This is a genomic window from Streptomyces sp. LZ34 (genome assembly GCF_053890475.1).
In genome coordinates, this window is sequence record NZ_CM132680.1 from 9,577,739 (window position 1) to 9,604,025 (window position 26,287).

At 72.1% G+C, this 26,287-nt stretch carries 25 protein-coding genes; 18 read left to right on the forward strand and 7 right to left on the reverse strand.

Going from position 1 to position 26,287, the window contains the following annotated elements:
* Positions 1 to 6 precede the first annotated feature (6 nt).
* Positions 7 to 1,371, forward strand: coding sequence for a class-II fumarase/aspartase family protein (locus ACWY4P_RS41215; RefSeq protein ID WP_456205842.1), 1,365 nt, complete (start codon positions 7 to 9; stop codon positions 1,369 to 1,371).
* Positions 1,372 to 1,452: 81 nt separating this feature from the next.
* Here ACWY4P_RS41215 and ACWY4P_RS41220 read toward each other — a convergent pair whose 3' ends face one another.
* The 3 genes from ACWY4P_RS41220 to ACWY4P_RS41230 all read right to left on the reverse strand — a co-directional run bounded on the left by ACWY4P_RS41220 (position 1,453) and on the right by ACWY4P_RS41230 (position 4,109).
* Positions 1,453 to 2,103, reverse strand: a complete 651-nt coding sequence (locus ACWY4P_RS41220; RefSeq protein WP_456205843.1) for an MOSC domain-containing protein — start codon at positions 2,101 to 2,103, stop codon at positions 1,453 to 1,455.
* Positions 2,104 to 2,208: 105 nt separating this feature from the next.
* A complete protein-coding gene (locus tag ACWY4P_RS41225; RefSeq protein WP_456205845.1) occupies positions 2,209 to 3,189 on the reverse strand; it encodes an alpha/beta hydrolase family protein in 981 nt (326 codons plus the stop codon).
* Complete coding sequence (locus ACWY4P_RS41230) at positions 3,186 to 4,109, reverse strand: zinc-binding dehydrogenase (protein WP_456205847.1); 924 nt, start codon at positions 4,107 to 4,109, stop codon at positions 3,186 to 3,188. The genes ACWY4P_RS41225 and ACWY4P_RS41230 overlap by 4 nt, the downstream gene beginning before the upstream one ends.
* 89 nt (positions 4,110 to 4,198) lie before the next feature.
* On the opposite strand from ACWY4P_RS41230, the gene ACWY4P_RS41235 reads away from it, so the two are divergent.
* Positions 4,199 to 5,143, forward strand: a complete 945-nt coding sequence (locus ACWY4P_RS41235) for a LysR family transcriptional regulator (RefSeq protein ID WP_456205849.1) — start codon at positions 4,199 to 4,201, stop codon at positions 5,141 to 5,143.
* Positions 5,144 to 5,202: 59 nt separating this feature from the next.
* On the opposite strand, the gene ACWY4P_RS41240 is transcribed toward ACWY4P_RS41235, so the two are convergent.
* Both ACWY4P_RS41240 and ACWY4P_RS41245 read right to left on the reverse strand, forming a co-directional pair.
* Positions 5,203 to 5,424 (reverse strand): hypothetical protein, encoded by a 222-nt coding sequence (locus ACWY4P_RS41240; protein WP_456205851.1) that lies wholly within the window; start codon positions 5,422 to 5,424, stop codon positions 5,203 to 5,205.
* A 122-nt stretch (positions 5,425 to 5,546) separates the two neighbouring features.
* Complete coding sequence (locus tag ACWY4P_RS41245) at positions 5,547 to 6,164, reverse strand: DUF6924 domain-containing protein (protein WP_456213226.1); 618 nt, start codon at positions 6,162 to 6,164, stop codon at positions 5,547 to 5,549.
* Positions 6,165 to 6,273: 109 nt separating this feature from the next.
* On the opposite strand from ACWY4P_RS41245, the gene ACWY4P_RS41250 reads away from it, so the two are divergent.
* Both ACWY4P_RS41250 and ACWY4P_RS41255 read left to right on the forward strand, forming a co-directional pair.
* A complete protein-coding gene (locus ACWY4P_RS41250; protein ID WP_456205853.1) occupies positions 6,274 to 6,459 on the forward strand; it encodes a DUF1737 domain-containing protein in 186 nt (61 codons plus the stop codon).
* Positions 6,460 to 6,508: 49 nt separating this feature from the next.
* Complete coding sequence (locus ACWY4P_RS41255; protein ID WP_456205855.1) at positions 6,509 to 7,321, forward strand: methyltransferase domain-containing protein; 813 nt, start codon at positions 6,509 to 6,511, stop codon at positions 7,319 to 7,321.
* Between the two features lie 30 nt (positions 7,322 to 7,351).
* On the opposite strand, the gene ACWY4P_RS41260 is transcribed toward ACWY4P_RS41255, so the two are convergent.
* Positions 7,352 to 8,173 carry an NAD-dependent epimerase/dehydratase family protein gene (locus tag ACWY4P_RS41260; RefSeq protein ID WP_456205857.1) on the reverse strand — a complete coding sequence of 274 codons (822 nt, stop codon included), beginning with the start codon at positions 8,171 to 8,173 and terminating at the stop codon, positions 7,352 to 7,354.
* A gap of 267 nt (positions 8,174 to 8,440) precedes the next feature.
* Here ACWY4P_RS41260 and ACWY4P_RS41265 point away from each other — a divergent pair, with 267 nt between their 5' ends.
* From ACWY4P_RS41265 to ACWY4P_RS41330, 14 genes are all read left to right on the forward strand, one after another.
* On the forward strand, positions 8,441 to 9,400 hold the full coding sequence (locus ACWY4P_RS41265; RefSeq protein ID WP_456205858.1) for a 5-dehydro-4-deoxyglucarate dehydratase: 960 nt from the start codon (positions 8,441 to 8,443) through the stop codon (positions 9,398 to 9,400).
* A gap of 22 nt (positions 9,401 to 9,422) precedes the next feature.
* Positions 9,423 to 10,622 carry a hypothetical protein gene (locus ACWY4P_RS41270; protein WP_456205860.1) on the forward strand — a complete coding sequence of 400 codons (1,200 nt, stop codon included), beginning with the start codon at positions 9,423 to 9,425 and terminating at the stop codon, positions 10,620 to 10,622.
* A 137-nt stretch (positions 10,623 to 10,759) separates the two neighbouring features.
* On the forward strand, positions 10,760 to 11,470 hold the full coding sequence (locus ACWY4P_RS41275) for a GntR family transcriptional regulator (RefSeq protein ID WP_456205862.1): 711 nt from the start codon (positions 10,760 to 10,762) through the stop codon (positions 11,468 to 11,470).
* Positions 11,471 to 11,650: 180 nt separating this feature from the next.
* Positions 11,651 to 12,553, forward strand: coding sequence for a dihydrodipicolinate synthase family protein (locus tag ACWY4P_RS41280; RefSeq protein WP_456205864.1), 903 nt, complete (start codon positions 11,651 to 11,653; stop codon positions 12,551 to 12,553).
* Positions 12,550 to 14,316, forward strand: a complete 1,767-nt coding sequence (gene araD, locus ACWY4P_RS41285) for an L-arabinonate dehydratase (RefSeq protein ID WP_456205865.1) — start codon at positions 12,550 to 12,552, stop codon at positions 14,314 to 14,316. Before ACWY4P_RS41280 ends, araD begins: the two co-directional genes overlap by 4 nt.
* 112 nt (positions 14,317 to 14,428) lie before the next feature.
* Positions 14,429 to 15,355, forward strand: coding sequence for a carbohydrate ABC transporter permease (locus ACWY4P_RS41290; protein WP_456205866.1), 927 nt, complete (start codon positions 14,429 to 14,431; stop codon positions 15,353 to 15,355).
* Positions 15,352 to 16,254, forward strand: coding sequence for a carbohydrate ABC transporter permease (locus ACWY4P_RS41295; protein WP_456205867.1), 903 nt, complete (start codon positions 15,352 to 15,354; stop codon positions 16,252 to 16,254). Before ACWY4P_RS41290 ends, ACWY4P_RS41295 begins: the two co-directional genes overlap by 4 nt.
* Positions 16,255 to 16,342: 88 nt before the next feature.
* Positions 16,343 to 17,731 (forward strand): pectate lyase family protein, encoded by a 1,389-nt coding sequence (locus ACWY4P_RS41300; protein ID WP_456205869.1) that lies wholly within the window; start codon positions 16,343 to 16,345, stop codon positions 17,729 to 17,731.
* Between the two features lie 9 nt (positions 17,732 to 17,740).
* Positions 17,741 to 18,919, forward strand: a complete 1,179-nt coding sequence (locus ACWY4P_RS41305; RefSeq protein ID WP_456205871.1) for a Gfo/Idh/MocA family protein — start codon at positions 17,741 to 17,743, stop codon at positions 18,917 to 18,919.
* Entirely contained in the window at positions 18,916 to 19,797 is an 882-nt protein-coding gene (locus ACWY4P_RS41310; RefSeq protein WP_456205873.1) for a DUF6807 domain-containing protein, read from the forward strand. The genes ACWY4P_RS41305 and ACWY4P_RS41310 overlap by 4 nt, the downstream gene beginning before the upstream one ends.
* Positions 19,794 to 21,338 carry a glycoside hydrolase family 43 protein gene (locus ACWY4P_RS41315; RefSeq protein WP_456205875.1) on the forward strand — a complete coding sequence of 515 codons (1,545 nt, stop codon included), beginning with the start codon at positions 19,794 to 19,796 and terminating at the stop codon, positions 21,336 to 21,338. The genes ACWY4P_RS41310 and ACWY4P_RS41315 overlap by 4 nt, the downstream gene beginning before the upstream one ends.
* Before the next feature lie 12 nt (positions 21,339 to 21,350).
* Positions 21,351 to 22,712, forward strand: coding sequence for an ABC transporter substrate-binding protein (locus ACWY4P_RS41320; protein WP_456205876.1), 1,362 nt, complete (start codon positions 21,351 to 21,353; stop codon positions 22,710 to 22,712).
* Between the two features lie 116 nt (positions 22,713 to 22,828).
* Positions 22,829 to 23,653 (forward strand): rhamnogalacturonan acetylesterase, encoded by an 825-nt coding sequence (locus ACWY4P_RS41325; RefSeq protein WP_456205878.1) that lies wholly within the window; start codon positions 22,829 to 22,831, stop codon positions 23,651 to 23,653.
* A gap of 64 nt (positions 23,654 to 23,717) precedes the next feature.
* The gene (locus ACWY4P_RS41330; RefSeq protein WP_456205879.1) at positions 23,718 to 25,034 is read left to right on the forward strand and encodes a pectate lyase family protein; all 1,317 of its coding nucleotides are present in this window, start codon (positions 23,718 to 23,720) and stop codon (positions 25,032 to 25,034) included.
* Between the two features lie 65 nt (positions 25,035 to 25,099).
* On the opposite strand, the gene ACWY4P_RS41335 is transcribed toward ACWY4P_RS41330, so the two are convergent.
* Positions 25,100 to 26,035 (reverse strand): class I SAM-dependent methyltransferase, encoded by a 936-nt coding sequence (locus tag ACWY4P_RS41335; RefSeq protein WP_456205880.1) that lies wholly within the window; start codon positions 26,033 to 26,035, stop codon positions 25,100 to 25,102.
* Positions 26,036 to 26,287: the final 252 nt, after the last annotated feature.

Consider the following 26,287-nt stretch of genomic DNA (forward strand, 5'->3'; position numbering starts at 1 on the left):
CAGCACATGAGCAGCAGTACCGTCTTCGACTCCTTCCTCTTCCGCGACATGTTCGGCACCCCGGCCATGCGCGAGATCTTCAGCGACACCGCCTACGTCGAGCGCATCATCGACACCGAAACCGCCCTCGCCCGCGCCCAGGCCAAGGTCGGCATCATCCCCGCCGAGGCCGCTGACGACATCACCGCCAAGGCCGGTCTCGACGGCCTCGACCTGGAGCGGCTGCGCGCCGAGACGGAGATCGTCGGCTACCCGGTCCTTCCCATCGTCAAGCAGGTGGCCGACCAGTGCGGCGACGCGGGCCGCTATCTCCACTGGGGTGCCACCACCCAGGACATCATGGACACCGCGGTGATGCTCCAGTGCAAGCAGGGCGTCGCCCTGCTCCAGGACCAGCTCGACCGCGTACGCCGCGCCCTGAGGCAACTCGCGGACGAGCACGCCGCCACCGTCACCGCCGGGCGCACCCACCTGCAGCACGCCCTCCCCGTCACCTTCGGCTTCCGCTGCGCCGTGTGGCTCTCCGCCCTGGACCGGCACGCCGAGCGCCTGGAGCAGGCCCGCCGACGCGCCCTGATGGTGCAGTTCGGCGGCGCCGCGGGGACTCTGGCCTCGCTCGGCCCGGGCCCGGAGGGCCTGGAGACGCGTGCCGTCCTGGCGGCCGAACTGGAGCTTCGCGATCCCGAGATCACCTGGCATGTCGCCCGTGACGGGCTCGTGGAGCTGGTGTCGCTGTTCGCCGCGATCGGCGGCTCGCTGGGCAAGATCGCCTGGGACGTGATGATGATGTGCTCCTCCGAGTTCGGCGAACTCGCGGAGCCCTTCGTCCCCGGACGCGGAGCCAGCTCGACCATGCCGCAGAAGCGCAACCCCATCTCCAGCGAGCTGATGTTCGCCGCCGCCAAACTGCTCCGCGACAAGGCCTCGACCGTTCTCGACGCGATGATGCAGGACTTCGAGCGCGCCACCGGTCCGTGGCACCTGGAGTGGGCCGCCGTGCCTGAAGCCTTCCTGCTCCTGTCCAGCTCCCTCCACCAGGCCGAGTTCATGCTCTCCGGTCTGGAGGTGAACGTGGACCGGATGCGCCAGAACACCCACATCACCGGGGGGCTCATCGTCGCCGAGGCGGTCATGATGGACATCGCGCCGGTTCTGGGCCGCCAGCGGGCCCACGACGTCGTCTACGAAGCGTGTCGCGCCGCCATCGAGACCGGCACCACCCTGGAGGCCGAACTCCTCACCCACGCCGAGCTGGTGGACCAACTCGGCGCCGAGCGCATCGGCGAGCTGTGCGACCCCGCCCGCTATCTGGGCAGCGCGACCGCGATGACCCGCAGCGTCGTCGGCACACCGGACCGCTCGCGCGCGTGACCGGAGGTCGTTCGGGGCTCGGCCTGGAGACGACGCGGGCCCTCGCCGGTGCGGGGCCGCGTCGTCTCTATGCGGTCGTCTCTATGCGGTCGTACGCCTACGGACCAGATCCTTGCTCTCCTCCGGCAGCGCGTCGGCGACCAGCAGCCGCGGCAGCAGTTCCGGTTCACGTGTCATCGCGCGGAAGACGAGCGCGACGGTCACGTCGTGGTCGGGGCGGTGTGCGAGCTCGACCGGATCGGAGGCGCGGATGTCCCCCGGCTCGATCACGCGCAGATACGCGCCCGGCAGCGCGGCCTGCGTGAACCGCTTGATCCAACCGTCACGCTCCAGCCAGCCCTGGAAGGTCGCGCACGGGATCCGCGCGCACGACACCTCCAGGACGACGTCTGCCCCGATGCGCCAGCGTTCGCCGATCAGGGCACCGTTGACGTCGAGGCCGGCGGTCGTGAGGTTCTCCCCGAAGACACCGTTCGCGAGCGGCCTGCCCAACTCGGCCTCCCATCGGTCGAGGTCCTCGCGGGCATAGGCGTAGACGGCCTGGTCGGAGCCGCCGTGGTGCTTCACGTCGTAGACCCGGTCGCCGACGAGGCCGACCGCGCCGGTGCCCTTGGGGCCCGGGGCGATGACGGCGACCGGGCCGTCAACGGGCCGCTTGTCGATGCCTGTTGCGCTGAGGCCCTTCCAGGGGTTGGGGCGGGGCCTGCCGACATTGACGGAGAGCAGCTTCATGCGGACGACGGTACGGTCCGCCGCGCCCGGAGGGCGACACATTTCCCTGCCACTGCCGCGCTCGTGACATGGGTCGCGGTCACGTTCCCATCCGAACCTTCCCCCTCATGCGAGTGCTCCGGAAAGCCAGTCGGCGGCCGTGGGCAGCCAGTCCGCTCGGGCGTTGCCCAGGAGGTGGTCGCCGTACGGGACGAGCAGGTACTCACCACGCGGTGCCAGGCGGGCCAGCGGCTCCCCGTTGGTCACTCCTGAGATGTCGTCCCGGCCGCCGTCGACCACCAGGAGCGGGCAGGCGATACGGGGCGCCAGCGCGGACAGGTCGACCCGGCCGGCGAAGTCGCGGGCCGCCCGGGTTCCTCCGGCGCGCTGGGTGAGGATGTTCCGGAGCGGGGGCGGTAGGGCTTCCCAGTCGAGGCTGAAAGGACCGCTCACGGTGGTGGCGGCGGCCACGCGGGGCTCGTGGGCGGCGCTCTCCGCGACGTAGTAACCGCCCAGGCTGAGACCGACGAGCCCGACCCGGTCGACGCCGAGCGCGTCCACGACCTGGCCGATCACCTGGTGGTAGTCGGGCCGGACCGTGGTGGTGGCCGCGAGTGTGCCCTGCCCGGGGCCGTCCATCGTGAACACGGCCAGGCCCCTGCGCAGCAGCGCCGAGGTGACCTCGTGGAATTCCTCCTTGCCGGAGTCCAGGCCGGGCACGACGACGACGGTGGCCGGCGCGTCGGCGGGGCCGCGGAGCCAGCCGGCGAAGGCGGGCCCCTCCAGTCGGCGGGCGCCGGGGTCCAGGAGCTCCAGCGCACGGCCCATGGCGGCGTCGGCCTCGGAGGCGGCCGCAGCCTGGTCCGGGTGCGGGGCCAGGGTGGCGATGTGGAACCAGCGCGCCGCCACTTGGTAGTGCTCGCCCGCCGATAGCGGGGAGGCGGCTCGTTCCGCGCGTGCGAGGTGCTGCCGTGCGGCCTTCATGAGCCCGGCTCCCCAGTCGTCGACCGAGGTCAACTCGGCGGTGACACGCTGGTATTCGTGCAGGTCAAGACCCGCGCCGGTGGCGCGCGTCAGATTCTCCGCTGCGAGGTCGGCGACGTTCACGACACCACCCCCGTGGTGAGGACGGCCTTGCCGCGGATCCGGCGCTCCCGCAGGTCGACCAAGGCCTCGGCGGCCTTCGCCCAGTCCGTGGTGCGGTCGATCTCCGGATGGAGCCGCCCGCTGTGCACCAGACGCACCAGGGTGGCCAGGTCGTGGCCGTAGGGCGGGCCCGCGTAGTGGAAGTGGCGGATGACGGCGCCTTCCGGGCCGCTGAGGAGATCGAAGAAGTCCAGCGTCGCCGGGGTACGGCTGGCCTGGCCGAACCAGATCAGCGTGCCGCCGGCGGCCAGTTCGGACAGCGCGACCGGCAGGCCGGCGCCGCCGGTGGATTCCAGCACCACGTCGAACGGCCCCCGCGCCTCGGCCACCTCGTGCACGGCCGCTGCCGCGCCCAGCGCGCGCAGCCGCTCGGCGCGCGCCGGGGTCGCGGTCACCACGGTGACGTCCGCACCCGCGGCGGCGGCCAGCTCGGTGACGTAGTGGCCGACGCCACCCGAGGCGCCGGTCACCAGCATCCGCCTGCCCGTCACGCTGCCGGCGGTGCGCAGCAGCCGAAGGGCGGTGATGCCGGCCAGCGGCAGCGCCGCGGCGACGACGGCGCTGACGGAGTCGGGCAGTTCGGCGAGCGAGTGGGTGGGCACGGCCGCGTACTCGGCCCAGCCGCCCCGGGGCGGGTGCCCCACCACGCGGGTGCCGACCTGCGGGCCGGATCCGTCGGCGGCCGCCTGGACCACCAGTCCGGCGACGTCCTTGCCGGGCAGCAGGCCCGGCTCCGGCCGCTCCAGAAGGAATGTCTCGCCTCGGTTCGGGGCGAACGCCTCGACGCGGATCAACGCCTCGTCCGGCGCCGGAACGGGCTGGGCGTCCTCGGCGAACTCCACCGGGCGCGCCGGATCTCCCGTGGGGATCAGTCTCTGCATGCGGATCATGTAATCGGCGGCGGCACCGGACGCTCCAACAACCCACGGAGCGAGCCGACAACCGATGGTTGTCTCCTATGGTGAGAGGCATGGATCTCGACCTGGCGCAGGTGCACGCCTTCGTACTCGCCGCCGAGGAGTCGCACTTCGGGCGGGCGGCCGCGGCGCTGTCGATCTCACAACAGGCGCTGTCCAAGCGGATCGCGCGCCTGGAATCCGGGCTGGGCACCGCGCTGTTCCAGCGCACCGGCCACGGGGTGGAGCTGACCCGCGCCGGGCGCCGCTTCCTCGAACCGGCCCGACAGACGCTGGCCGCCGCGGACCGGGCCGTGGCCGCGGCCCTGGACGAACACCGGCCGCTGCGGGTCGACGTGTGGGGCCACCTCTACGCGCCGATGCGGACACTGGCACAGGTGGCGGCGGGAAGCGGCGCGCCACCGCTGGAACTCGGGCACGGTCGCGATCTGCCGTCGGTGGCGGCGGCGCTGCTGCGCGGCGACATCGACGCCGCGTTCGGCCGCGTCCATCCACCCCTGCCCGTGGGACTGACCCACCGCCTGGTGCGGCTGGAGCCGGTGGACGCCGTCCTCAGCACGGGCCACCCCCTCGCGGACGAGCCCGCGCTACGGCCCGAACAGCTGCGGGCCAGCCTGCTGTGGACTCCCACGGCGCTGGACCGGCTGGACTTCCTGCACCGCTTCGCCGAGCGGTTCGGCATCCGCGACCACGCCGAGGGCACCAACCTGGGGCTGGACCGTTTCCTCGCCGACCTGGCCGCGGACCCGCGCCGCTTCTCTCTGATGCCGGCCGACGTGCCGCTTCCTCACATTCCGGGGATCCGGTCCGTTCCGCTGGTCGACCCCACGCCTCTGTACGCCTGGTCGCTGCTGTGGTGCGGTGGCGGACACCCTCTTCTGCGCACGCTGCTGAGCGCCCTCGCGGCGGAGGCGGGGCGCAACCGCTGGCTCGAGTACGACCCGGCCCATGACTGGCTGCCCGAACCCCACCCCCATGCCGAACAGGGCTGGGATTGAGCCGTCCGAGGCGCGCCGGTCAGCGCCGGTCAGCGCCGGTCAGGGCCGGTCAGGGCTGGTCAGCGCCGGTTACGCGGGTGGTCGCGGGCGGTGCGCTCGTTGCCCCGGCGGTAGTTGCCGGTCCAGCGCGCCATGACCTCCTGCGGGTCGCCCGCCTCGGCCTCGACGAGGAACCGCGCCGCCCGGGAGCCGCGCAGGGTGGCCGCCGCCCGGCCGTTGTGGGTGATGACCACGCTGCCGTCGCCGCGCTGTCGGTACGTGAAGCCGGACGGTGCGGGCATCGGGACGCGCTCCTTTCGGCGGACAGGAGGGCCTCGACCGTACCGCCCGGGAGCGGGCGGGCGCGCGGGTGTTTCCGGCGCCCGCCATGTCACGCGACTTCGTTGATCCTCTGCGGATCCGCTCAGTCGGCTGCGGGGGGACGCAAGGCCTGCCCCGGTACGGACGGCGCCGCTCGGGAGGGGAGGGAGGCTCGGGAGGCGGGCTTGCCGCGGACCGCCGCGGCCATGTTCGGGCCGGGTATCTCCGGGCGGTGGGCTGCCTCCGGTGCGCCCTGGTGGGCAGCGGCTGCTGCTCGCAGCTCCGCCAGTACGGCAAGCCTCCGCTCCAGGCCGCGCGGGCCGCCGACGCCCCGGAACAGGCCGTCCGGGCCGACACCATCCAGGAATTCCGCGAGCCTCATGCCCCGGACACCCGTGTCGGTGAGAAGGGCCCACAGCGCCTCGGGAACGCAGCGCAGCTCGGCCCGGTCCGCCAGGCCGATGACGAGCAGCGGCATGTCGGCTTCGGCCATGGTCCGCCGGTCCGCGACGACCACGACGGCGTACGGGGCGTCCGGGGCGATCGACGCCAGGATCTGCTCGCTCGTGAGATCCGCGAGCCGCCGGTCGTCCACGGATTCCGTGTCGGCCCGCGCCGACCCGCCACCCACCGGGGCCGCTACCGCCGCGCGGACCGCTTGCCAGGCTTCGTCGTCGCCGAAATGCGTACGCAGTAAGGGAGTTGACTCGGTCTCAAACATCACGGGCTACATGATGCTGGGCGCATCGCCTCGCCGCATACTGCCGAGGCTTCGGGACTTGCCGGACCACTGGCTCGGTGGGCCGGGTGCGTCTGGGATCATGCTCCCCATGAGCACACCACCAGACGGATTGCCTGTCTACCGAGTCCTGACCGGACCGGACGACGCCACGTTCTGCCGGCGTGTGAGCGAAGCGCTCGGTCTTGGCTACGAACTGCACGAAGGCCCCGCCGTCACCTTCAACGGCGAGAGCGTCATCATCGCCCAGGCGCTGGTCTGGCCGGCACGTTCGTAGGGCGCACCTTCGAGCCACCGTGCCGGGGCCCGGATGCGATGATCGGGCCATGGCACGGGACACGCGGGGCACTCACGACAAGAAGTACCTCCTGGACAACCGGCAGGCCGAGGCGGGGGAGCGGTTCACCGCACTGTCGACGCTCTTCGACCCGTCCACGTTCCGGCACTTCGAGACGGTCGGGGTCGGCGAGGGGTGGCGGTGCTGGGAGGTCGGCGCGGGTGGGCCCACCGTGCCGGCCTGGCTGGCCGAGCGCGTCGGCCCGACCGGGCACGTGGTGGCCACCGACATCGACACCTCCTGGATGCGGGAGGCGGGCTTCGAGGCGTTGCGCCACGACGTGGCGGCCGAGGCGCCCCCGGACGGGGGGCCGTTCGATCTGATCCACGCCCGGCTCGTGCTGGTCCACGTCGCCGACCGCGACAAGGCCCTGCGGTCGATGGTCGAGGCGCTGCGCCCCGGCGGGTGGCTGGTCCTTGAGGATGGCGACCCGGCGTTGCAGCCGCTGATCTGCCCCGAGGAGTACGGGCCCGAGCAGGAGCTGGCCAACAGGCTGCGCCGCGGCTTCCGCGAGCTGCTGCGTCAGCGTGGCGCGGACCTGGCGTACGGGCGCAAGCTGCCGCGGCTGCTGCGCGAGGCCGGGCTGGCCGACGTCGAGGCCGACGCCTATTTCCCGATCACCTCGCCCGCGTGCACCGTGCTGGAGGAGGCCACCGTCCGCCAGGTCCGCGACAAGCTCGTCGCCGCGGGGTTGGCCACGGACGAGGAGATCGACCGCCATCTGGCCAACGTCGCCGCGGGCGGCCTCGACCTGGCCACCTCGCCGATGATCTCCGCCTGGGGCCGCCGCCCGGAGGCCTAGGCGCTCACCCTCAACCCCGAAGCGCCACGCTCAGTGCGGCCAGATGGGCGGGTTGGTGCAGAAGTGGCCGCCGAGATACGCGTGCTCGGGGTTGTCCGGGTCGAGTTCGCCCTGTTCGGCGATGAGCTTCGCGGCGTACGGCTCCGAGTCGTCCTGCGGCTCGTAGCCCAGCGCGCGGGCGGAGGTGAGGTCCCACCACAGGCGGGTGTTGGCCGAGCTGCCGTACACCACCGTATAGCCGACGTCCTCGGCGGTGAGGGCGGCGTGAAGAAGCCGGGCGCCGTCGGCAGGGCTCATCCAGACCGACAGCATGCGCACCGATGTCGGCTCGGGGAAGCAGGAGCCGATGCGGATGGCGACGGTTTCGAGGCCGTGCTTGTCCCAGTAGAAGGTCGCCAGGTCCTCGCCGAAGGACTTGGACAGGCCGTAGAAGGTGTCCGGGCGGCGCGGCGTGTCGATGGGGATGAGCGACGCGTCCGGCACGGGGGTGGTGGCCGGGCGGGGGGTGAAGCCGATGGCGTGGTTGCTGGAGGCGAAGACGACGCGGCGGATCCCCGCCTCGCGCGCGGCCTCGTAGAGGTTGTAGGTGCCCTCGATGTTGGCCCGCAGGATCTTCTCGAACGGCGCTTCCAGGGAGATGCCCGCGAGGTGAATGATCGCGTCGACGCCCCGCACGGCCTCCCGCAGCGCCTCCTTGTCGGCGAGATCCGCGGTGATGGCGTCCGGCTCGCCCTCGATGGGCATGACATCGAGGAGGCGCAGCCGGTATCCGTATGCGGGCAGCAGCTCGCGCATCAGGGTGCCCATGCCGCCGGCGGCGCCGGTGAGGAGAACGGTGCGGGGAGCGGGCATGTGGGGATCTCCTCCGTTAAGGATGGAAATTCATACATAGATGCCGTTCATGAACATGGACACGCTAGGGAGGGCGGCGGGGGTGCGTCAAGGGCCACGGGGCGGTGTTGGATTCGCGTCCGATGCGCCTCCCTGTGGGTGCAGCATCCTTGACCGGCGCGGGCGGGCTGTCCTACGGTGGCTGCGTTCATGAATATAGATGACAATCAGAAACATGTACGCGCCGATGGGGTGATGGCACGTCGGCGCACAGGACAGGGAGAGCCCGTGACCTCAGCCTCACTCGCCGAGCGCCTCGACGGACTGCTGTTCTTCCCCGTGACCGCCTACGGGCCCGACGGCGCCCTGGATCTCGACGCGTACCGCGCGCATGTGCGCGACGGGATCGAGGCGGGGGCGGCCGCCGTCTTCGCGTGCTGCGGCACCGGTGAGTTCCACGCGCTCACCCCCGAGGAGTTCCGCGCCACCGTCGCCGCCGCCGTCGAGGTGGCCGACGGGCGGGTGCCGGTGATCGCCGGGGCGGGCTACGGCACCGCGCTCGCCATCCAGTACGCGAAGCTGGCCGAGGAGGCCGGGGCGGACGGGCTGCTGGCCATGCCGCCGTATCTCGTCGTCGCCGACCAGGAGGGGCTGCTGCGGCACTACACCGCGCTCGCGGGCGCCACCGGCCTGGACATCATCGTCTACCAGCGGGACAACGCCGTCTTCACCCCGCAGACCGTGGTCAAGCTGGCCAAGGTCCCCGGCGTCATCGGGCTCAAGGACGGCCTCGGTGACCTGGATCTGCTGCAGCGCATCGTCAGCGCGGTGCGCGCCGACGACCCCGAGAGGAACTTCCTCTACTTCAACGGGCTGCCCACCGCCGAGCTGACCGGGCTCGCCTACCGCGGCATCGGCGTGCTGCTCTACTCCTCCGCGGTCTTCTGCTTCGCCCCCGAGATCGCCCTCGCCTTCCACAAGGCCCTGCTCACGGGCGATGACGCGACGGCGAACGCGCTGCTGGACGGCTTCTACCGGCCGCTGGTCGAGCTGCGCAACCAGGGGCGCGGCTATGCCGTCTCGCTGGTCAAGGCGGGCGTGCGGATGCGCGGCCTGGACGTCGGCGAGGTGCGCGCGCCGCTGTCGGAGCCCAGCCCCGAGCACCTCAAGGAGCTGGCCGAGCTGATCGAGCGGGGCCTGGCCCTGGTCCCCGGAGCTGCCGCTACCGTTGCCGACGACCGCGCCTGACGACCCCGAGGGGGAAACCGCGTTGAAAGCCTCCGCCTTCGTCTACCCGTGGGACGTCGTCGGCGACCCCGACGCCGCCCGCCGCATCGCCGACCTCGGGGTCCAGCAGGTCACTCTCGCCTCGGCCTACCACTCCACCCGCGCGCTGACCCCGCGCCACCCGCGCCACCGCATCGTCACCGCCCGGCACGCCGCCGTCCTCTACCCGCCGGACCCGGACCGCTGGGCGGGCCGGCCGCTGCGCCCGTACGAGCAGTCCTGGGTGGACGGCGCCGACCCGTACGGCGCCGCGGCCCGGGCTCTCGCCGACGCCGGGCTCGAGGTGCACTCCTGGGTGGTCCTCGCGCACAACTCCCGTATGGGCGACGAGCTGCCGCACACCTCCGTGCGCAACGCCTACGGCGACCGCTACCCCTGGGCGCCCTGCATCGCCCGCCCCGAGGTGCGCGCGTACGTGGTCGACCTGGCCGCGGAGGCGGCGGTGCGCCCCGGCACCCGTGGCACCGAGCTGGAGTCCTGCGGCTGGTACGGGGTCACGCACCTGCACGCGCACGACAAGATCGGCGGGGTCCCGCTCGGCGGTGCGGCCCAGTACCTGATGTCGCTGTGCTTCTGCGACAAATGCCACGCGGGCTACGCCTCGCTCGGCGCCGACCCGGACGAACTGGGGCAGGCGGTGCGGCGCGCGCTGCGGCCGGTGTGGGCGGGGGAGGTAACCCAGGGCGGCGGCGACCGGGCCGCCGAGTGGGCCGAGGTGGAGAAGCTGCTCGGCGCCGACCACGTCGCCACCTTCGCGACCTGGCGCGACCGGGTCGCGGCCGAGCTCCAGCGGGACGCGGTCGCCGCCGTACGGGAGGCGGCCGACGGCGCGTTCCAGGTGCTGCTGCACGCCGACCCGGCGCCCCACCGCTTCGGCGCGAACGTCGGGGTGGACCCCGCGGGCATCCTCCGCCACGCCGACGGCGTCGTGCTGCCCTGCACCGGGAACGACGCGGCGCGGGCCGATGTGCTGACCCCCTTCGTCCCGCACAAGACCGAACGCACCACCCTGGCGGCGAACTTCACCGTCGTCGCCGGCATGGGCGGCAGCCCCGCCACGCTGGAAGCCGACGCCACGCACGCGGTCGGCCTCGGCGCTGACGAAATCCGCCTGTACCACGCCGGACTGGCCTCCGACGCGGACCTCGCCGCCGTGCGCACCGCCCTCGAACGGCTTCCCTGACGCTCCATCAACTCATTGGGGTCGCCCCGGGGTATTTTTGTCAGAACCGTTGACGAACCCCCGGGGCGGCCCTAATTTCATCGCGTCGTACTTCGTACGTCATATATGAGACGCGATATGTGAGATCTGAGAGCCCCATGGACATTGCGCCGAGCCCGATCCCCTCCCGTACGCAGTATGTACTGGAGGCGGTCAAGCACGGGATCCTCACCGGACGGCTGCGGCCCGGCCAGCCCCTTGTCGAGACCGAGCTGGCCGCCCAGTTCGGCGTCTCCAAGACCCCGGTCCGCGAGGCCCTCAAGACCCTCGCCGGCCGCGGGCTCGTCGTGATGAGCGAGTACAAGGGCGCGACCGTACGGACCGTCGACACCGCCATGGCGCACGCTGTATACGACGTACGCCTGCTGCTGGAGCCCGAGGCGCTGCGCCGCACCGTCACCACGCGCGCCGACCTGGCCGGCGCGAGCGCCGCCCTGGAGCGCTCCGCCGCCGCGGCCGACCCGGCCGGCCGGTCGCTGGCCAACCGCGACTTCCACCGCGCGCTGTATCTGCCCTGCGGCAACCCGCTGCTGGCCGGGATCCTCGACGAGCTGCGCGATCAGGCCGCCCTGGTCTCCGCCATCGCCTGGCAGGCGGTCCCGTCCTGGGAGCGCGAGGCGGACGAGCACCGCGAGATCCTCGCCCGCGCGCTCGACGGCGACGCGGACGGCGCGGCCGAGGCCCTGTACGACCACATCGCCTCCTTCGTCCGGCGCGCCTTCCCGGAAATCCCGGGAGTCCCGGAAGGCCCGGAAGCAGCGGGTGGCCTGGCCCCGGGCGCTGCCCAGGCCGCCGAGGCGGCCCCCTAGACCGCGTGGGCGCGTGCGATGAGGGGACGGTCCCGCACGCGCCCGCGCGCCCCACCCCCACCCGCCACCGTCCCCGGCCCCACCGGCCCAACCGGCCCCACCGGCCCCTATCGCTATGCGGCTCCGCCGCGTGGCGGCCCGACCAGCCGTACCGGCCCGACCAGAAGGGATAGGCACCGTATGGACTACTCACCACTGAGGGCGGCGCTCGCGGACGTCGTGGCGATCCCGGTGACTCCGTACGACGCCGAGGGCGCCGTGGAACAGGACACCTACCGCGCCCTGCTGCGCCGCCTCCTGGACGGCGGAGTCAAGGCCGTCACCCCCAACGGCAACACCGGCGAGTTCTACGCCCTCACCCTCGCCGAACGCCGCTTAGTCACCGAGCTGACGGTGGAGGAGAGCGGTGACCGGGCCGCCGTCCTCGTCGGCGTCGGCCACGATGTGGTCACCGCGGTGGAGGCCGCCCGGCACGCCCGCGAGGCGGGCGCCGGGATGGTGATGGTGCACCAGCCCGTGCACCCCTACGTCTCCCAGGACGGCTGGGTCGACTACCACCGCGCCGTCGCCGAGGCCGTCCCCGAGCTCGGGGTGGTGCCGTATCTGCGCAACCCGCTGATCGAGGGGTCCGCCATCGCCCGGCTCGGTGAGGCCTGCCCCAACGTCATCGGCGTCAAGTACGCGGTCCCGGACGCCGCGCGCTTCGCCGCCGTCGCCCGCGACGCGGGGCTCGACCGGTTCGTATGGGTGGCCGGGCTCGCCGAGCTGTACGCGCCCTCGTACTGGGCCGTCGGCGCCACCGGCTTCACCTCGGGACTGGTCAACGTCGCCCCGAAGGTCTCGCTCGACATGCTGGGCGCGCTGCGCGCCGGGGACTACGCGGGCGCCATGAAGGTGTGGGAGCAGATCCGGCCGTTCGAGGACCTGCGCGCCGCCCACCAGTCGGCCAACAACGTCAGCGTCGTCAAGGAAGCGCTTGCCGCGCTCGGCCTGTGCCGCCGCGACATCCGCCCGCCCAGCCGCGCGCTGTCCGAGCCGCAGCGCGCCGAGGTCGCCGCGCTCGTACAGGGGTGGGCGATATGACGCCCGCGACCCCCCAGGCCCCCGCGACCGCCCCCCGGAGAACTCCCGAGGAGCTGCGCAGCCACCAGTGGTACGGCACCGACGGCCTGCGCTCCTTCAGCCACCGGGCCCGCACCCGCCAGCTCGGCTACCTCCCCCAGGAGCACCTCGGCAAGCCGGTCATCGCGATCCTCAACACCTGGAGCGACATCAACCCGTGCCATGCGCATCTGCGGGACCGCGCGCAGGCGGTCAAGCGCGGAGTGTGGCAGGCCGGCGGCTTCCCGCTCGAATTCCCGGTGTCGACGCTCTCGGAGACCTTCCAGAAGCCGACGCCCATGCTCTACCGCAACCTGCTCGCCATGGAGACCGAGGAGCTGCTGCGCTCCTACCCGGTGGACGGCGCGGTGCTCATGGGCGGCTGCGACAAGAGCACCCCGGCGCTGCTGATGGGGGCCGCCACCGCCGACCTGCCGACCGTCTTCGTGCCGGCCGGGCCGATGCTGCCGGGCCACTGGCGCAACGAGGTCCTGGGCTCGGGCACCGACATGTGGAAGTACTGGGACGACAAGCGGGCGGGGCTCATCGGCGACTGCGAGATGTCCGAGCTGGAGAGCGGGCTGGCCCGCTCGCCCGGCCACTGCATGACCATGGGCACCGCCTCGACGCTGACGGCGGCCGCCGAGGCGATGGGCGTCACCGTCCCCGGCGCCTCCGCCATCCCGGCCGTCGACTCCGGACACGACCGGATGGCCGCGGCCTCGGGGCTGCGCATCGTCGAACTGGTCTGGCAGGACCTCAAGCTCTCCAAGATCCTCACCCGTGAGGCATACGAGGACGCGGTCGCCACCGTCCTCGCGCTCGGCGGCTCCACCAACGCCGTGATCCATCTGATCGCCATGGCCGGGCGGTCCGGAGTACGGCTCACCCTCGACGACTTCGACCGGATCGCCCGCACCGTCCCGGTGCTGGCCGACCTCCGCCCCGGCGGCCGCTACCTGATGGAGGACTTCTACTTCGCGGGCGGCCTGCCCGGCTTCCTCGTCCGGTTGGCCCAGGTGAAGGACACCCTGCACCTGGACCGCCCCACGGTCGCCCACGCCTCCTTGCGGGAACAGCTCGACGGCGCCCTGGTCCACAACCCCGAGGTCATCCGCCCGCTCGACAACCCGCGGGCGAGCGAGGGCGGAGTGGCGGTGTTGCGCGGCAATCTGTGCCCCGACGGCGCGGTCATCAAGCACATCGCCTGCGAGCAGCATCTGCTCAAGCACACCGGCCCCGCCGTCGTCTTCGACGACTACAAGACGATGCAGGCCACCATCAACGACCCCGCGCTCGGCATCACCGAGAACAGCGTGCTGGTGCTGCGCAACGCCGGCCCGCTCGGCGGCCCCGGCATGCCCGAGTACGGCATGCTGCCGATCCCCGACCACCTCCTCAAGAAGGGGGTGCGGGACATGGTCCGCATCTCCGACGCGCGGATGAGCGGGACCAGTTACGGCGCCTGTGTGCTGCACATCGCGCCCGAGGCGTACGTCGGCGGGCCGCTCGCCCTCGTCCACACCGGCGACCTGATCAGCCTCGACGTCCAGGCGCGCACGCTGCGCCTGGAGGTCGACGACGCCGAGTTGGAGCGGCGCCGGGCGGGATGGACGCCGCCCCCGCCCCGGTACGCCCGCGGCTACGGCGCGCTCTACCAGGAACAGATGACCCAGGCCGACACCGGCTGCGACTTCCGCTTCCTCGCCGCCTCCGGCGCGGACCCCGAGCCGTACGCGGGCTGACACCCCCTCTGAGCAGCAATGTCCCGCACGGCTTTTTGCACGAAATATCGAACAACATTCGGTAAGCGCTTCACCCGCCCGACCGTGCACCCCTGAGAACGGAGAAGCAGTCATGGCCGACGCCGTGGCGAAACCGCCCCGGGTCACCCGGCGCCGTACCGGAGGCTCCACCCGCCGCCTCCCGTATCTGCTGATCGCCCCCGCTGGGCTGCTGATGCTGGGCTTCATCGCCTATCCGATGCTCAGCGTCCTGTACTACAGCCTGCAGAACTACAACGTCACCAAGCCCTGGCGGAACGGCTACGCGGGCCTGGACAACTTCACCAAGATCTTCACGGACGACCCGCAGTTCTGGGACGCCCTCGCCTTCAGCGGCAAATGGGTCGTCACCGAGGTGCTGTTGCAGCTGCTCCTCGGACTCGCGCTCGCCCTGCTGGTCAACCAGACCTTCATCGGCCGCGGCATCGCCCGCGCCCTGGTCTTCTCGCCCTGGGCGGTGTCCGGGGTGCTGACCACCACCATCTGGATGCTGCTCTACAACCCGTCCACCGGCGTCAGCCGCTATCTGGCGGACGCGGGGATCGGCAGCTACGGCACCTCGGTGCTCTCCGACACGGGCACCGTCTTCTGGGCGGCCGTCCTCGCCGAACTGTGGCGCGGCGTCCCGTTCTTCGCCATCCTCATCCTGGCCGATCTCCAGTCCATCCCGAAGGACCTGTACGAGGCGGCCTCGGTCGACGGCGCGGGCCGGATGCGGCAGTTCTTCCACATCACCCTGCCGCATCTGAAGGACGCGATCATCCTGTCCACGCTGCTGCGCGGGGTGTGGGAGTTCAACAACGTCGACCTCCTCTACACCCTCACCGGCGGCGGCCCGGCCGGGCAGACCACCACCCTCCCGCTGTATGTCGCCAACACCGGCATCGACGGACACGACTTCGGCTACGCCTCCGCGCTGACCACCGTCGCCTTCGTGATCCTTCTCTTCTGCTCGATCCTCTATCTGCGCCTGAGCAAGTTCGGAGGCGACAACAAGTGACCACCGCACTCGCGGAGAAGGACACCGCCCCCGCCCCCGCGGCCCCTCCGGACGCGGGCAAGGGCAAGAAGAAGCGCGGGCGCGGGATCGACCAGAGCGTGCCACGCTGGCAGATCTATCTGCCGCTGGCCCTCTATCTGCTGTTCACCCTGATCCCGTTCTACTGGATGCTGCTGTTCGCCCTGCGCCCGGCCGGCTCCACCTCGCTGGTGCCCTGGCCGATGACCGGCGAGCACTTCGCCAAGGTCTGGAACGAGCGCAGCTTCGGGGTCTTCTTCCAGAACAGCATGATCGTCGGAGTCTCCTCGCTGGTGATGACCACGGCGGTCGCCCTGGCCGGCGGCTACGCCCTGGCGCGCTTCGACTTCAAGATCAAAAAGGGGTTCATGCTGGCGCTGCTGGCCTCGCAGTTCATCCCCGGCGCGCTGATGCTGGTCCCGCTCTTCGAGATCTTCAAAAACCTTCAGATGATCAACTCGCTGGGGAGCGTGGTCATCGCGGAGACGGTCTTCCAGCTGCCGCTGTCCATGATCCTCATCAGCGGCTTCATCAAGAACGTGCCCGTGTCCCTGGAGGAACAGGCATGGGTGGACGGCTGCGGCCGCTTCCGCGCCTTCTGCGCGGTGGTGCTGCCGCTGCTGCGGCCCGGGCTGATCGCGGTGGGCTCCTTCGCCTTCGTGCACAGCTGGAACCACTTCCTGTTCGCCCTGATGTTCCTCAGCTCCCAGGACAAGCAGACCATCCCGGTCGGCCTCAACACGCTCATCGGGGCGGACAGCGTCGACCTGGGCGCCCTGGCGGCGGGCGGCGTGATCGCCGCCGTACCGGTCGTCATCGTGTTCGCCTTCATCCAGAAGTGGCTGATCACCGGCTTCAGCGCCGGGGCGGTCAAGGGCTAGGCCGAAACGCCGCCGCTCAACCGGGCGGCGGCTGACCGGAGCACATCTCTCGCGGACGCACATCTCTCGCGGACAAGGAGGTCCGAAGATGCGCATGGCGCACCCCCAGGGACGGGGGGTTCCAGCGATATCGCGCGACGCGGCGCGCACGGGGTGGTCCCGGCTCGGCACGACGGCCCTGGCCGCCGCCGCGCTGGTGGGGTTGGCCCTGCCCGCCGGGGCGCAGGCCGAGGCACCTTTGCCCGGTGGCGATCCCGGCCGCGACCTCGGGCGCGAGGTGCTCGGGGCGGACGACGGGTGGGCGGCGGAGGGCGCCGGGACCACCGGCGGGGTCGCGGCCGACGACGCGCGGGTGTTCACCGTACGGACCCGGGCGCAGCTGGCCGCCGCGCTGGACGGCGGCAGCCCCGTACCGAAGATCATCTACGTCCGGGGGACCATCGACGCCAACACCGACGCCCAGGGCCGCCCGCTGAGCTGCGCGGACTACGCCACCGACGGCTACACCACCGAGAAGTACCTCGCCGCCTACGACCCGAGGCGCTGGGGCGGCCAGAAGCCCTCCGGCCCGCAGGAGGAGGCCCGCGCGGCCTCCGCCGCGCGCCAGGCCGAACGGGTCGAGCTGGCCGTCGGCTCCAACACCACCCTCGTCGGGGTCGGCCGGGACGCCGTCCTCAAGGGCGCGAGCCTCCAGGTCAAGGACGCCTCCAACGTCATCGTCCGCAACCTCGAACTGCGCGACGCCTACGACTGCTTCCCGGTCTGGCAGCCCAACACCGGCGGCCTCGGAGACTGGAAGACCGCCTACGACAACATCTGGCTGCGCGGCGCGACCCACGTCTGGGTCGACCATGTGACCATCAGCGACAAGGGACACCCCGACGCCGCCGAGCCCGCCTACTTCGGCCGCAACTACCTGCGCCACGACGGGCTGCTGGACATCACGAACGGCTCGGACCTGGTGACCGTCTCCTGGAGCCGGTTCGCCGACCACGACAAGGCCATGCTCATCGGCAACGGCGACACCGCCACCGGCGACCGCGGCAAGCTGCGGGTCACCCTCCACCACAACAGCTTCAAGGGCGTCGTCCAGCGCGCCCCACGGGTCCGCTTCGGCCAGGTCCACGTCTACAACAACGCCTACGAGGTCCCCGAGGGCGCCGACTACCGCTACTCGTGGGGCGTGTCCACCGAGTCACGGATCTACGCCGAGAACAACGCGTTCACCACCCCCGGGCACGTCGAGGCGGCCGACCTGGTCAAGAGCTGGAACGGCAGCGCCCTGCACCAGAGCGGCAGCGAGTTCAACGGCTACCCCGTCGACCTGCTGGCCATCCACAACTCCTACAACTCCGGCAGCGAGCGCGACCTGGAGCCCGACGTGGGCTGGACGCCCGCCCTGCACGGCCGGATCGACGGCGCCGCGAAGGCGGCCAAGGACGTGGCGCACGGCGCGGGCGCCGGGCGGATCGGCTGAGAGGTGACCATGGAACCCACCCCCCTCGTACTCGCCGGGGCCCGCGGCCACGGCCGCTGGCACCTGGAGAACATCCGGCGGCTGACCGCCCAGGGCCTGGTCCGGCTCGCCGGAGTCTGCGAACTCACCCCCCTGACCGGCGAAGAGCTCGGCGACGGCCTCGGCACCCCCGAACAGTCCGCCGACCTCGCCGACCTGGTGACCCGTACGGGCGCGCGGATCGCCATCATCTGCACCCCCATCCACACCCACGCCGACCTCGCCCTGGCCGCCGCGGGCCGCGGCGCCCACCTGCTGCTGGAGAAGCCCCCCACGCCCTCCTACGCCGAGTTCACCCGCATGTCCGAGGGCCTGTACCGACTCGGCACCGCCTGCCAGATCGGCTTCCAGTCGCTCGGCTCCCACGCCCTGACCGCGATCCAAAAACTCATCTCCGACGGCGTCATCGGAGAGGTCACCGGCATCGGCGCGGCCGGGGCCTGGGCCCGGGACGAGCACTACTACACCCGCGCCCCCTGGGCCGGACACCGCTCCCTCGACGGCCGCGACGTCATCGACGGCGTGCTCACCAACCCCCTGGCCCACGCCGTCGCCACCGCCCTGCGCATCGACGGCGCCGACCGCGCCGAAGACGTCACCTCCATCGAGCTGGAGCTGTTCCGGGCCAACGACATCGAGGCCGACGACACTTCCTGCGTACGGCTCCGCACCACCCGCGCAGCCCGCTCCGGCACTGTCACCGTCGCCGCCACGCTGTGCGCCGAGCAACCCGGCGAGCCCTACGTACTCGTCCACGGCGACCGCGGCCGGATCACCTTCTGGTACAAGCTGGACCGGGTGCTCCTGGAGCGCCCGGGACACGAGCCGCAGACCACCGACCACTCCAGGACCGACCTCCTGGAGAACCTGGCCGCGCATCTGCGCGACGGCACCGAACTGCTCGTCCCCCCACACCGCACCGGCGCGTTCATGCGCGTCGTCGAAGCCATCCGCACCGCCCCCGATCCGGTCCGGCTCCCCGCGGACGCCTGGCGCACCGAGCCGGGCGTCGGCGCGGCGCCCTCGGCGAAGCGCCGCGTCGTGCCGGGCATCGACCGCCTGGTCGCCGCCGGCGCGGAACGCCTTGCCCTCTACTCGGAACTGCGCGCCCCTTGGGCCGCACCGCCCGCGGAGGTCCCCCACACATGAACCGTTCCCTGACCAACCGGCCCCCCTGCACCGTCCTGCGCTGCGACGGACGCCCCGTCGGCACCTACACCCACCGCCCGCAGCTGCCCCGCGCCCTCTCCCCCCGCCCGTATCTGCACCCCGTACGGACCCTGTCGGGCATCACCGTCACCGAGTCGCGCCCCGCCGACCACCCGCACCACCTGGGCGTCGGCGTGGCCGTCCCGGACCTGGCCGGGCGCAACTTCTGGGGTGGCCGCACCTATGTGCGCGGCAAGGGCCCCACCGAACTGGACAACCACGGCTCGCAGCGCCACCTCGGCTGGCTGCTGCGCGACCCGGACGGCTTCGTGGAGGAGCTGTCGTGGGTCGCGGGCGGGCGGCAGATCCTGCTGGAGCGGCGCACGGTCGCTGTGCGCACCGTCTCTCACGGCGCCGACGGCTGCTGGGCGCTCGACTTCACCACCGCCCTCACCAATGTGACGGGGGAGACCGTCACCATCGGCAGCCCGGCCACCAACGGCCGCCCCGGCGCGGGCTACGGCGGCTTCTTCTGGCGCGCGCCGCGCCGCCCCGAGCCGCCGCGGGTCTTCAGCGCGGACGGCGAGGGCGAGGCCGCGGTGCACGGCAGACCCTCGGACTGGCTGGCACTCGCGGCCGAGGACTGGACGCTGGTGTTCGCCGGCGCGACCGGCGACACCCGCGCCGACCCCTGGTTCGTCCGCACCGGCGACTACTCGGGCGTCGGCTCGGCCCTCGCCTGGGACCGGCGGCTGGCCATCGCCCCCGCCGACACCGTCACCCGGCGCGTCGTCACCGCGGTCGCCGACGGCCGCCTGGACCGCGGGGCGGCGGCCCGTATCGGGGCGCAGCTGTCCGACAAGGGGGCGACCGTATGAGCTCACCCCTGAGCGGGCCTGTGTGGCGGGCCGACCAGGGCGACGGTACGTACCGCAACCCCGTGCTGAACGCCGACTGGTCCGACCCGGACGCCGTCCGGGTCGGAGACGACTACTACCTCACCGCCTCCAGCTTCGGCCGCGCCCCGGGACTGCCGCTCCTGCACTCCCGCGACCTGGTCAACTGGCGGCTGATCGGGCACGCCCTGGAACGCCTCGAACCCGAGGAGGCCTTCGCCGCCCCACGGCACGACTGCGGGGTGTGGGCGCCCAGCATCCGCCACCACGACGGCCGCTTCTGGATCTTCTGGGGCGACCCCGACACCGGCATCCACCAGATCAACGCCCCCGACCCGCGCGGCCCGTGGACCAGGCCGCACCTGCTCAAGGCGGGCAAGGGCCTGATCGACCCCTGCCCGCTGTGGGACGAGGACGGCGCGGCCTACCTGGTCCACGCCTGGGCCAAGTCCCGCGCCGGGGTCAAGAACCGGCTCACCGGCCACCGGATGAGCCCCGACGGCACGGCCCTGCTGGACGAGGGCACGCTGATCGTCGACGCGGACGCCATCCCCGGCTGGTTCACCCTGGAAGGGCCGAAGCTCTACCGGCGGGAGGGCTGGTACTGGATCCTCGCCCCGGCGGGGAGCGTGGAGACCGGCTGGCAGGGCGCGCTGCGCTCGCGGGACTTCTTCGGCCCGTACGAACACCGGACCGTGCTGGCCCAGGGCCGCACCGATGTCAACGGCCCGCACCAGGGCGCGTGGGTGGACACCCCGGCGGGCGAGGACTGGTTCCTCCACTTCCAGCAGCGCGGCGCGTACGGGCGGGTGGTGCACCTCCAGCCCATGGAGTGGGCCGAGGACGGCTGGCCCGTGATGGGCGACCGTGGCGAGCCCGTCGCCTCGTACCGCAAACCCAAGGCGGAGTCGCAGCCCCCCGAGGCCCCGGCGACCGACGACGGCTTCCCGGGCGGGCGGTTCGGCCGCCAGTGGTCGTGGACGGCCAACCCGGCGCCGGGCTGGACCACCGCCCACAGCGGCGACGGCCTGTGGCTGACCTGCCATCGCACCGCCGACGCGCACGACCTGCGGCGGCTGCCGAACGCGCTGGTACAGCGGCTGCCCGCGGAGGAGTTCACGGTGACGGTCGGGCTGTCCCTGCACAGCGAGGTGCCGGGCGCCAAGGCGGGACTGGCGGTCCTGGGCGACGCCTTCGGCTGGATCGGCCTGGAGCGGACGGCGGAGGGGACCCGCCTCGTCCACCGCTTCGCCGACGTCGCCACCGAACGGGAACGGGACGCCGAACCCCCACACGAGGCACCCGACGGACGGGCCCGGCTCCGGATCGAGATCTCCCGCGGCGCCCGCTGCCGCTTCCTCACCGACACGGGCAACAGCAACGGCTGGCGCCCCTCCGGCCCCGTCTTCGCCGCCACCCCCTGGCGCTGGGTCGGCGCCCTGCTGGGCCTCTTCGCCACAGCTCCGGAAGGCCAAGGCCCGCCGGGCCACGCCGAGTTCAAGGATTTCCGCACGGCTCACTAGGAGATGCGCACGATGAGAACACATGCGACACCAGTGATATCCCGCAAGGGCGGCAAAGCCGTACGTGGCGCCGCGGCCGTGGCCGTGACGCTCGCCCTCGCCCTGTCCGCCACCGCGTGTGGGGACGACGGGTCGAACTCCGGGGCGGAGGGGTCCGGCAAGGGCAAGATCGTCTTCTGGGACAACAACGGTGGCCCGCGCACCGCGGTCTGGAAGCAGATCATCGCCAAGTTCGAGAAGAAGTACCCGGACATCGAGGTCGAGTACGTGCCGATCCCGATCGCCGACGTCCAGTCGAAGTACGACACGGCCATCCAGGGCGGCGGCGACAGCCTGCCCGATGTGGGTGGCGTCGGCACGGCGTACCTGGCGAGCCTCGTCGCCCAGGGCGCTCTGGAGCCGGTCACCGACCGCATCCAGGACAGCTCGCTCAAGGGCAAGCTGGTCAAGAACATGGTGGACAGCGTCCGCGCGGCCGGTGGCGACGACAAGGAGATGTTCTCCGTCCCGACCTCGGCCAACCAGGGCACCCTGTGGTACCGGACCGACCTCTTCAAGGCGAAGGGCCTCCCCGGGCCGACCAGCTGGGACAACTTCTACAAGGCCGCTGAGGAGCTGACCGACCAGGACAAGAACAGGTTCGGCTTCACCCTGCGCGGCGGGGCCGGGTCCATCGCCCAGGCGATGGAGATGATGTACGCCCAGTCCGGCATCACCCAGTTCTGGGACGGCGACAAGACCACCCTCAACGACCCCAAGAACGTGGCGGCGCTGGAGAAGTACGTCGGCCTCTACAAGAAGGTCACCCCGTCCGCCGACCTCAACAATGACTTCGCCAAGATGGTCGCCCAGTTCGACCAGGGCGACATCGGCATGCTGCAGCACAACCTCGGCAGCTACACCGACCATGTGAAGGCGTTCGGCAAGGACAAGATCGCCGGTGTGCCGATGCCGCCGTCCGCCGACGGGCAGCCGCGCACCATCGTCTCCAACCCGGTCGACGGCCTCGGCCTGTTCAAGGCGAGCAAGAACAAGTCGGCCGCCTGGAAGTTCATCGAGTTCGCGGCCTCCGCGGAGATGAACAGCCTCTGGAACGAGGACGTCGGCGCCATCCCGGCCAACGTCGACGCCGCGAACGACGCCTGGATCAAGCAGGCCCCGCCGACCAAGGCGGCGCTGGAGTCGCTCAGCGACCCGCAGACCAAGGTGGTGCAGCTGCCGTACTACCTGCCGGACTGGAACACCGTCAGCAAGGCGGACAACGAGCCGAACTTCCAGAAGGTGCTGCTCGGCAAGATGACCGCCAAGGAGTTCTGCGACAAGGTCGCCAAGGAGCTCAACGAGGCCCAGGCGGACTGGAAGAAGCACCACTGAGGCATGTCCCGTCGCGGGCCGGCCGCCGCGTGCCGGTGGCCGGCCCGCGCCCCGTCGGCGCCCCGTCCGCGCACCTCCCCGACCCCCGTGACCTGGACGAAAGGCATCCGCACGCCATGTCTCTCTCCCGCAGACACGCGGCCGCGTCGCTCGCGGCCGTCCCGCTCGCCCTCGCCGCGACCGGCACCGCCCAGGCCCGCTCCGGCGGGCGCGGCAGGCCCCGCGCCGAGGTGACCGTCTACCTCGCGGGCGACTCCACCGCCGCCACGAAGGCCGCCTCGGCGGCCCCGGAGACCGGCTGGGGGATGGCCCTGCCCTTCTTCCTCGCCGACCGGCTGCGGGTCGCCAACCACGCCGTCAACGGCCGCAGCTCGAAGAGCTTCTACGACGAGGGGCGGCTGGACGCGATCCTGGCCGCCATCCGCCCCGGCGACTTCCTGTTCATCCAGTTCGGCCACAACGACGAGAAGACCGACGACCCGGCCCGGGGCACCGATCCGGCCACCACCTATCCGCAGTATCTGCGGCTGTACCTCAACGGGGCGCGCGACCGGGGCGCCCGCCCGGTCCTGCTGACCTCCGTCGAGCGCCGCTCGTTCGACGCGGCGGGCACCGCCCGGCCCACGCACGGCGCCTACCCCGACGCGGTGCGCACGCTCGCCCGGGCCGAAGGGGTGCCGCTGATCGACGTACAGGCGTCGAGCATCGCCCTGTGGCAGCGGCTCGGGCCCGAGGGCACCAAGGGCTGCTTCAACTGGCTCGACCCGGGGGAGTGGCCCAACTACCCGGACGGCAGGCAGGACAACACCCACTTCCAGCCGCACGGCGCGATCGAGGTGGCCCGCCTCGTCGCGCGCGAACTCAAGGCCAAGGGCGTGCTGGCCCCGTCCGAGGTGCGCCGCCTGGGCGAGGCGATCCCGGACAGCTGGATCACCTGGTAGCGGCCCGCCCCGCCTTTCTGTCCCCTCCCTGTACGTCCCCACACGCCCCGCAAGGAGCCGGAACATGCGCACTCTCAGATGTCATGCTCGCGTCGCCTCGCTCGCCTCGCTCGCCTCGGTGCTCTGCTGCGCCTCCCTCGTGCTCGCCGCCGCCCCCGCTACGGCAGCCCCCGCAGCGCCCGTACGGGGCACCCTCCCGGCGGGCGACGGCTGGGCCTCCGCCGAGGGCGGCACGACCGGCGGCGCCAGGGCCGACAAGGCCCACACCTTCACGGTCACCAACCGCGCCCAGCTCGCGGCGGCGCTGGCGGGCGGGGACACGGCGCCGAGGATCATCTACGTCAAGGGCACCATCGACGCCAACACCGACGCCGCCGGCAAGCCGCTGACCTGCGCCGACTACGCGACCGACGGCTACGGCCTGGACGCCTACCTCGCCGCGTACGACCCGGCCACCTGGGGCGACGCCCAGCCGTCCGGCCCACAGGAGGACGCCCGCGCCGCCTCCGCCGCGCGGCAGGCGGAGAGCGTCAAGCTGGCCGTCCCCTCCAACACCACCATCGTCGGCGTCGGCCGGGGCGCCCGGCTGCTGGGCGCCAGTCTCCAGGTCACCGGCGCGGACAACGTCATCATCCGCAACCTCACCTTCGAGGACGCCTTCGACTGCTTCCCCGCCTGGGACCCGACCGACGGCGCGGAGGGCGCCTGGAACTCCGAGTACGACAACCTCGTCGTCTACGGATCCACCCATGTCTGGGTCGACCACAACACCTTCACCGACGGCCGCCGCCCCGACAGCGCCCAGCCCCGCTACTACGGCCAGCTCTACCAGCAGCACGACGGCGAACTGGACGTGGTGCGCGGCGCCGACCTCGTCACCGCCTCCTGGAACCTCTTCGCCGACCACGACAAGACGCTGATGATCGGCAACAGCGACAGCGCGGGCGCCACCGACCGCGGCAAGCTCCGCGTCACCCTCCACCACAACGTCTTCAAGAACATCGTCGAGCGCGCCCCGCGGGTCCGCTTCGGCAAGGTCGACGTCTACAACAACCACTACATCGCCCCCGCCGACGGCTACTCCTACAGCTGGGGCGTCGGCGTCGAGTCCCAGCTGTACGCGGAGGCCAACGCCTTCACCCTGCCCGGCGCGGTCGACCCCGCCAAGGTCATCAAGAAGTGGAAGGGCACGGCGCTCACCGAGAAGAACAACTACGTGGGCGGCAAGCCCGTCGGCCTCCTCGCCGCCCACAACGCGGGCGTCCCCGACGAGGAGTTGGGCGATGACGCCGGCTGGACGCCGACGCTGCGCACCCGCGTCGACGCGCCGCGCGCGGTGCCCGGCATCGTCGACGGGCGCGCGGGCGCGGGCCGCCTCTGACAGCCGTCACCCCCCACAAGCGGGGAGGCCGGGCGTTACCTGGCCCCGCCCGGCCTTCCCTCCCCCTACCGGCATCCCTTACTGGCATCGCGGGCCCGAGAAGACCGCCCGGACAGGGCCTGAGCGTGCGTCGCGACGCGGAGGACGTGTGCCGTCGAGCGGCGTTCGCGCTCGCCCTGGGCATGGCCGGTGCGCTCGTCGGCGCGCTCGGCGGCGTAACGGGCCACGAGTTGGACCGCGTCCAGGTCCTCCACCGCGCGAAAGCCCGCCGCCCGCAGGTCCGTCGCCAGCTCCCCGGGCGCGAAGTAGCTGAGGAAGGGCTCGCCGAGCGCGGCCACACGCGCCGCGCGGGCGCGGTGGGCGGCGCGCCGGCGCGGGGTCATGGCGCTCGGCGGTTCGCTGTAGTCGAAGACCGCTTCCGCGCCGCCCGGCAGGCCCGCGAGGTACCCGAGCGTGCCGAACACCGCGTCGCGGGTCAGATACGGCACCACGCCCAGCCAGCTGAAGAACGCCGGTCGCGCCGGGTCGAACCCGGCCGCCGCCAGGCCGTCGCCCAGACTCTCCCGCTCGAAGTCGACCGGCGTGAAGGTCAGCGACGGCGGCAGCGGGATGCCGGCGCCGGACAGGCGCTCGCGCTTCCACTCCTGGGTGGCCGGGTGGTCCACCTCGAAGACCGCCAGCCCGGCCGCCTCGTGCGGACTGCGGTAGGCGAAGGTGTCGAGCCCGGCGCCCAGGACCACGAGTTGGCGCACGCCGCGTTCCACAGCCGCCGCCAGACGGTCCTCGGCGAAGCGCGAGCGGGCGGCGATGAACAGGCGGATGCCCCGGCGCTCGGACGCGGTGCGGGTGCCGTCGAGCTCGCCGAGCAAGTCGTCGGCGTCCGCGCCGAGCATGCTGACGGCCAGCGGATCGCGGAACAGGCGGCCCTCGTCCAGCGTCTGGTGGGCCGCGCGGAGCGCGGCGGCCCGCCGGGCGGTGTGGCTGGGGCTGCACGGCTGCATCTCGGGCCTCCCGGACCTTCACTGGGAAATGGTTGCCTTAGGCTACCGCATATGAAGTCTCGCACGTGGAAGGGGAGCCATGGACCGGCGAGATCCGTCCCGACCGCATTCTGATCGCCCTTGACCGTCGGCGTCGCTTCTCCGGCCACGAAATGATCAAGGTTTGCCCCGGCCTCTCGTGCGACCATCCCGATTTCGTAATCTAAGAATTCGCGAGTGCGCGGCAACCTAAGCTGGGGTTGGCGGCAACTA

Excerpts from the sequence above, each read along its gene's own strand:
- ACWY4P_RS41215 (WP_456205842.1), top strand. The coding sequence starts at position 7 with ATGAGCAGCAGTACCGTCTTCGACTCCTTCCTCTTCCGCGACATGTTC.
- ACWY4P_RS41325 (WP_456205878.1), top strand. The coding sequence starts at position 22,829 with ATGTCTCTCTCCCGCAGACACGCGGCCGCGTCGCTCGCGGCCGTCCCG.
- ACWY4P_RS41320 (WP_456205876.1), top strand. The coding sequence starts at position 21,351 with ATGAGAACACATGCGACACCAGTGATATCCCGCAAGGGCGGCAAAGCC.
- ACWY4P_RS41245 (WP_456213226.1), bottom strand. The coding sequence starts at position 6,164 with ATGTTTGAGACCGAGTCAACTCCCTTACTGCGTACGCATTTCGGCGAC.
- ACWY4P_RS41300 (WP_456205869.1), top strand. The coding sequence starts at position 16,343 with ATGCGCATGGCGCACCCCCAGGGACGGGGGGTTCCAGCGATATCGCGC.
- ACWY4P_RS41250 (WP_456205853.1), top strand. The coding sequence starts at position 6,274 with ATGAGCACACCACCAGACGGATTGCCTGTCTACCGAGTCCTGACCGGA.
- ACWY4P_RS41275 (WP_456205862.1), top strand. The coding sequence starts at position 10,760 with ATGGACATTGCGCCGAGCCCGATCCCCTCCCGTACGCAGTATGTACTG.
- ACWY4P_RS41280 (WP_456205864.1), top strand. The coding sequence starts at position 11,651 with ATGGACTACTCACCACTGAGGGCGGCGCTCGCGGACGTCGTGGCGATC.
- ACWY4P_RS41310 (WP_456205873.1), top strand. The coding sequence starts at position 18,916 with ATGAACCGTTCCCTGACCAACCGGCCCCCCTGCACCGTCCTGCGCTGC.
- ACWY4P_RS41260 (WP_456205857.1), bottom strand. The coding sequence starts at position 8,173 with ATGCCCGCTCCCCGCACCGTTCTCCTCACCGGCGCCGCCGGCGGCATG.
- ACWY4P_RS41235 (WP_456205849.1), top strand. The coding sequence starts at position 4,199 with ATGGATCTCGACCTGGCGCAGGTGCACGCCTTCGTACTCGCCGCCGAG.
- ACWY4P_RS41240 (WP_456205851.1), bottom strand. The coding sequence starts at position 5,424 with ATGCCCGCACCGTCCGGCTTCACGTACCGACAGCGCGGCGACGGCAGC.
- ACWY4P_RS41330 (WP_456205879.1), top strand. The coding sequence starts at position 23,718 with ATGCGCACTCTCAGATGTCATGCTCGCGTCGCCTCGCTCGCCTCGCTC.
- ACWY4P_RS41290 (WP_456205866.1), top strand. The coding sequence starts at position 14,429 with ATGGCCGACGCCGTGGCGAAACCGCCCCGGGTCACCCGGCGCCGTACC.
- ACWY4P_RS41305 (WP_456205871.1), top strand. The coding sequence starts at position 17,741 with ATGGAACCCACCCCCCTCGTACTCGCCGGGGCCCGCGGCCACGGCCGC.
- araD (WP_456205865.1), top strand. The coding sequence starts at position 12,550 with ATGACGCCCGCGACCCCCCAGGCCCCCGCGACCGCCCCCCGGAGAACT.
- ACWY4P_RS41255 (WP_456205855.1), top strand. The coding sequence starts at position 6,509 with ATGGCACGGGACACGCGGGGCACTCACGACAAGAAGTACCTCCTGGAC.
- ACWY4P_RS41315 (WP_456205875.1), top strand. The coding sequence starts at position 19,794 with ATGAGCTCACCCCTGAGCGGGCCTGTGTGGCGGGCCGACCAGGGCGAC.
- ACWY4P_RS41220 (WP_456205843.1), bottom strand. The coding sequence starts at position 2,103 with ATGAAGCTGCTCTCCGTCAATGTCGGCAGGCCCCGCCCCAACCCCTGG.
- ACWY4P_RS41335 (WP_456205880.1), bottom strand. The coding sequence starts at position 26,035 with ATGCAGCCGTGCAGCCCCAGCCACACCGCCCGGCGGGCCGCCGCGCTC.
- ACWY4P_RS41230 (WP_456205847.1), bottom strand. The coding sequence starts at position 4,109 with ATGCAGAGACTGATCCCCACGGGAGATCCGGCGCGCCCGGTGGAGTTC.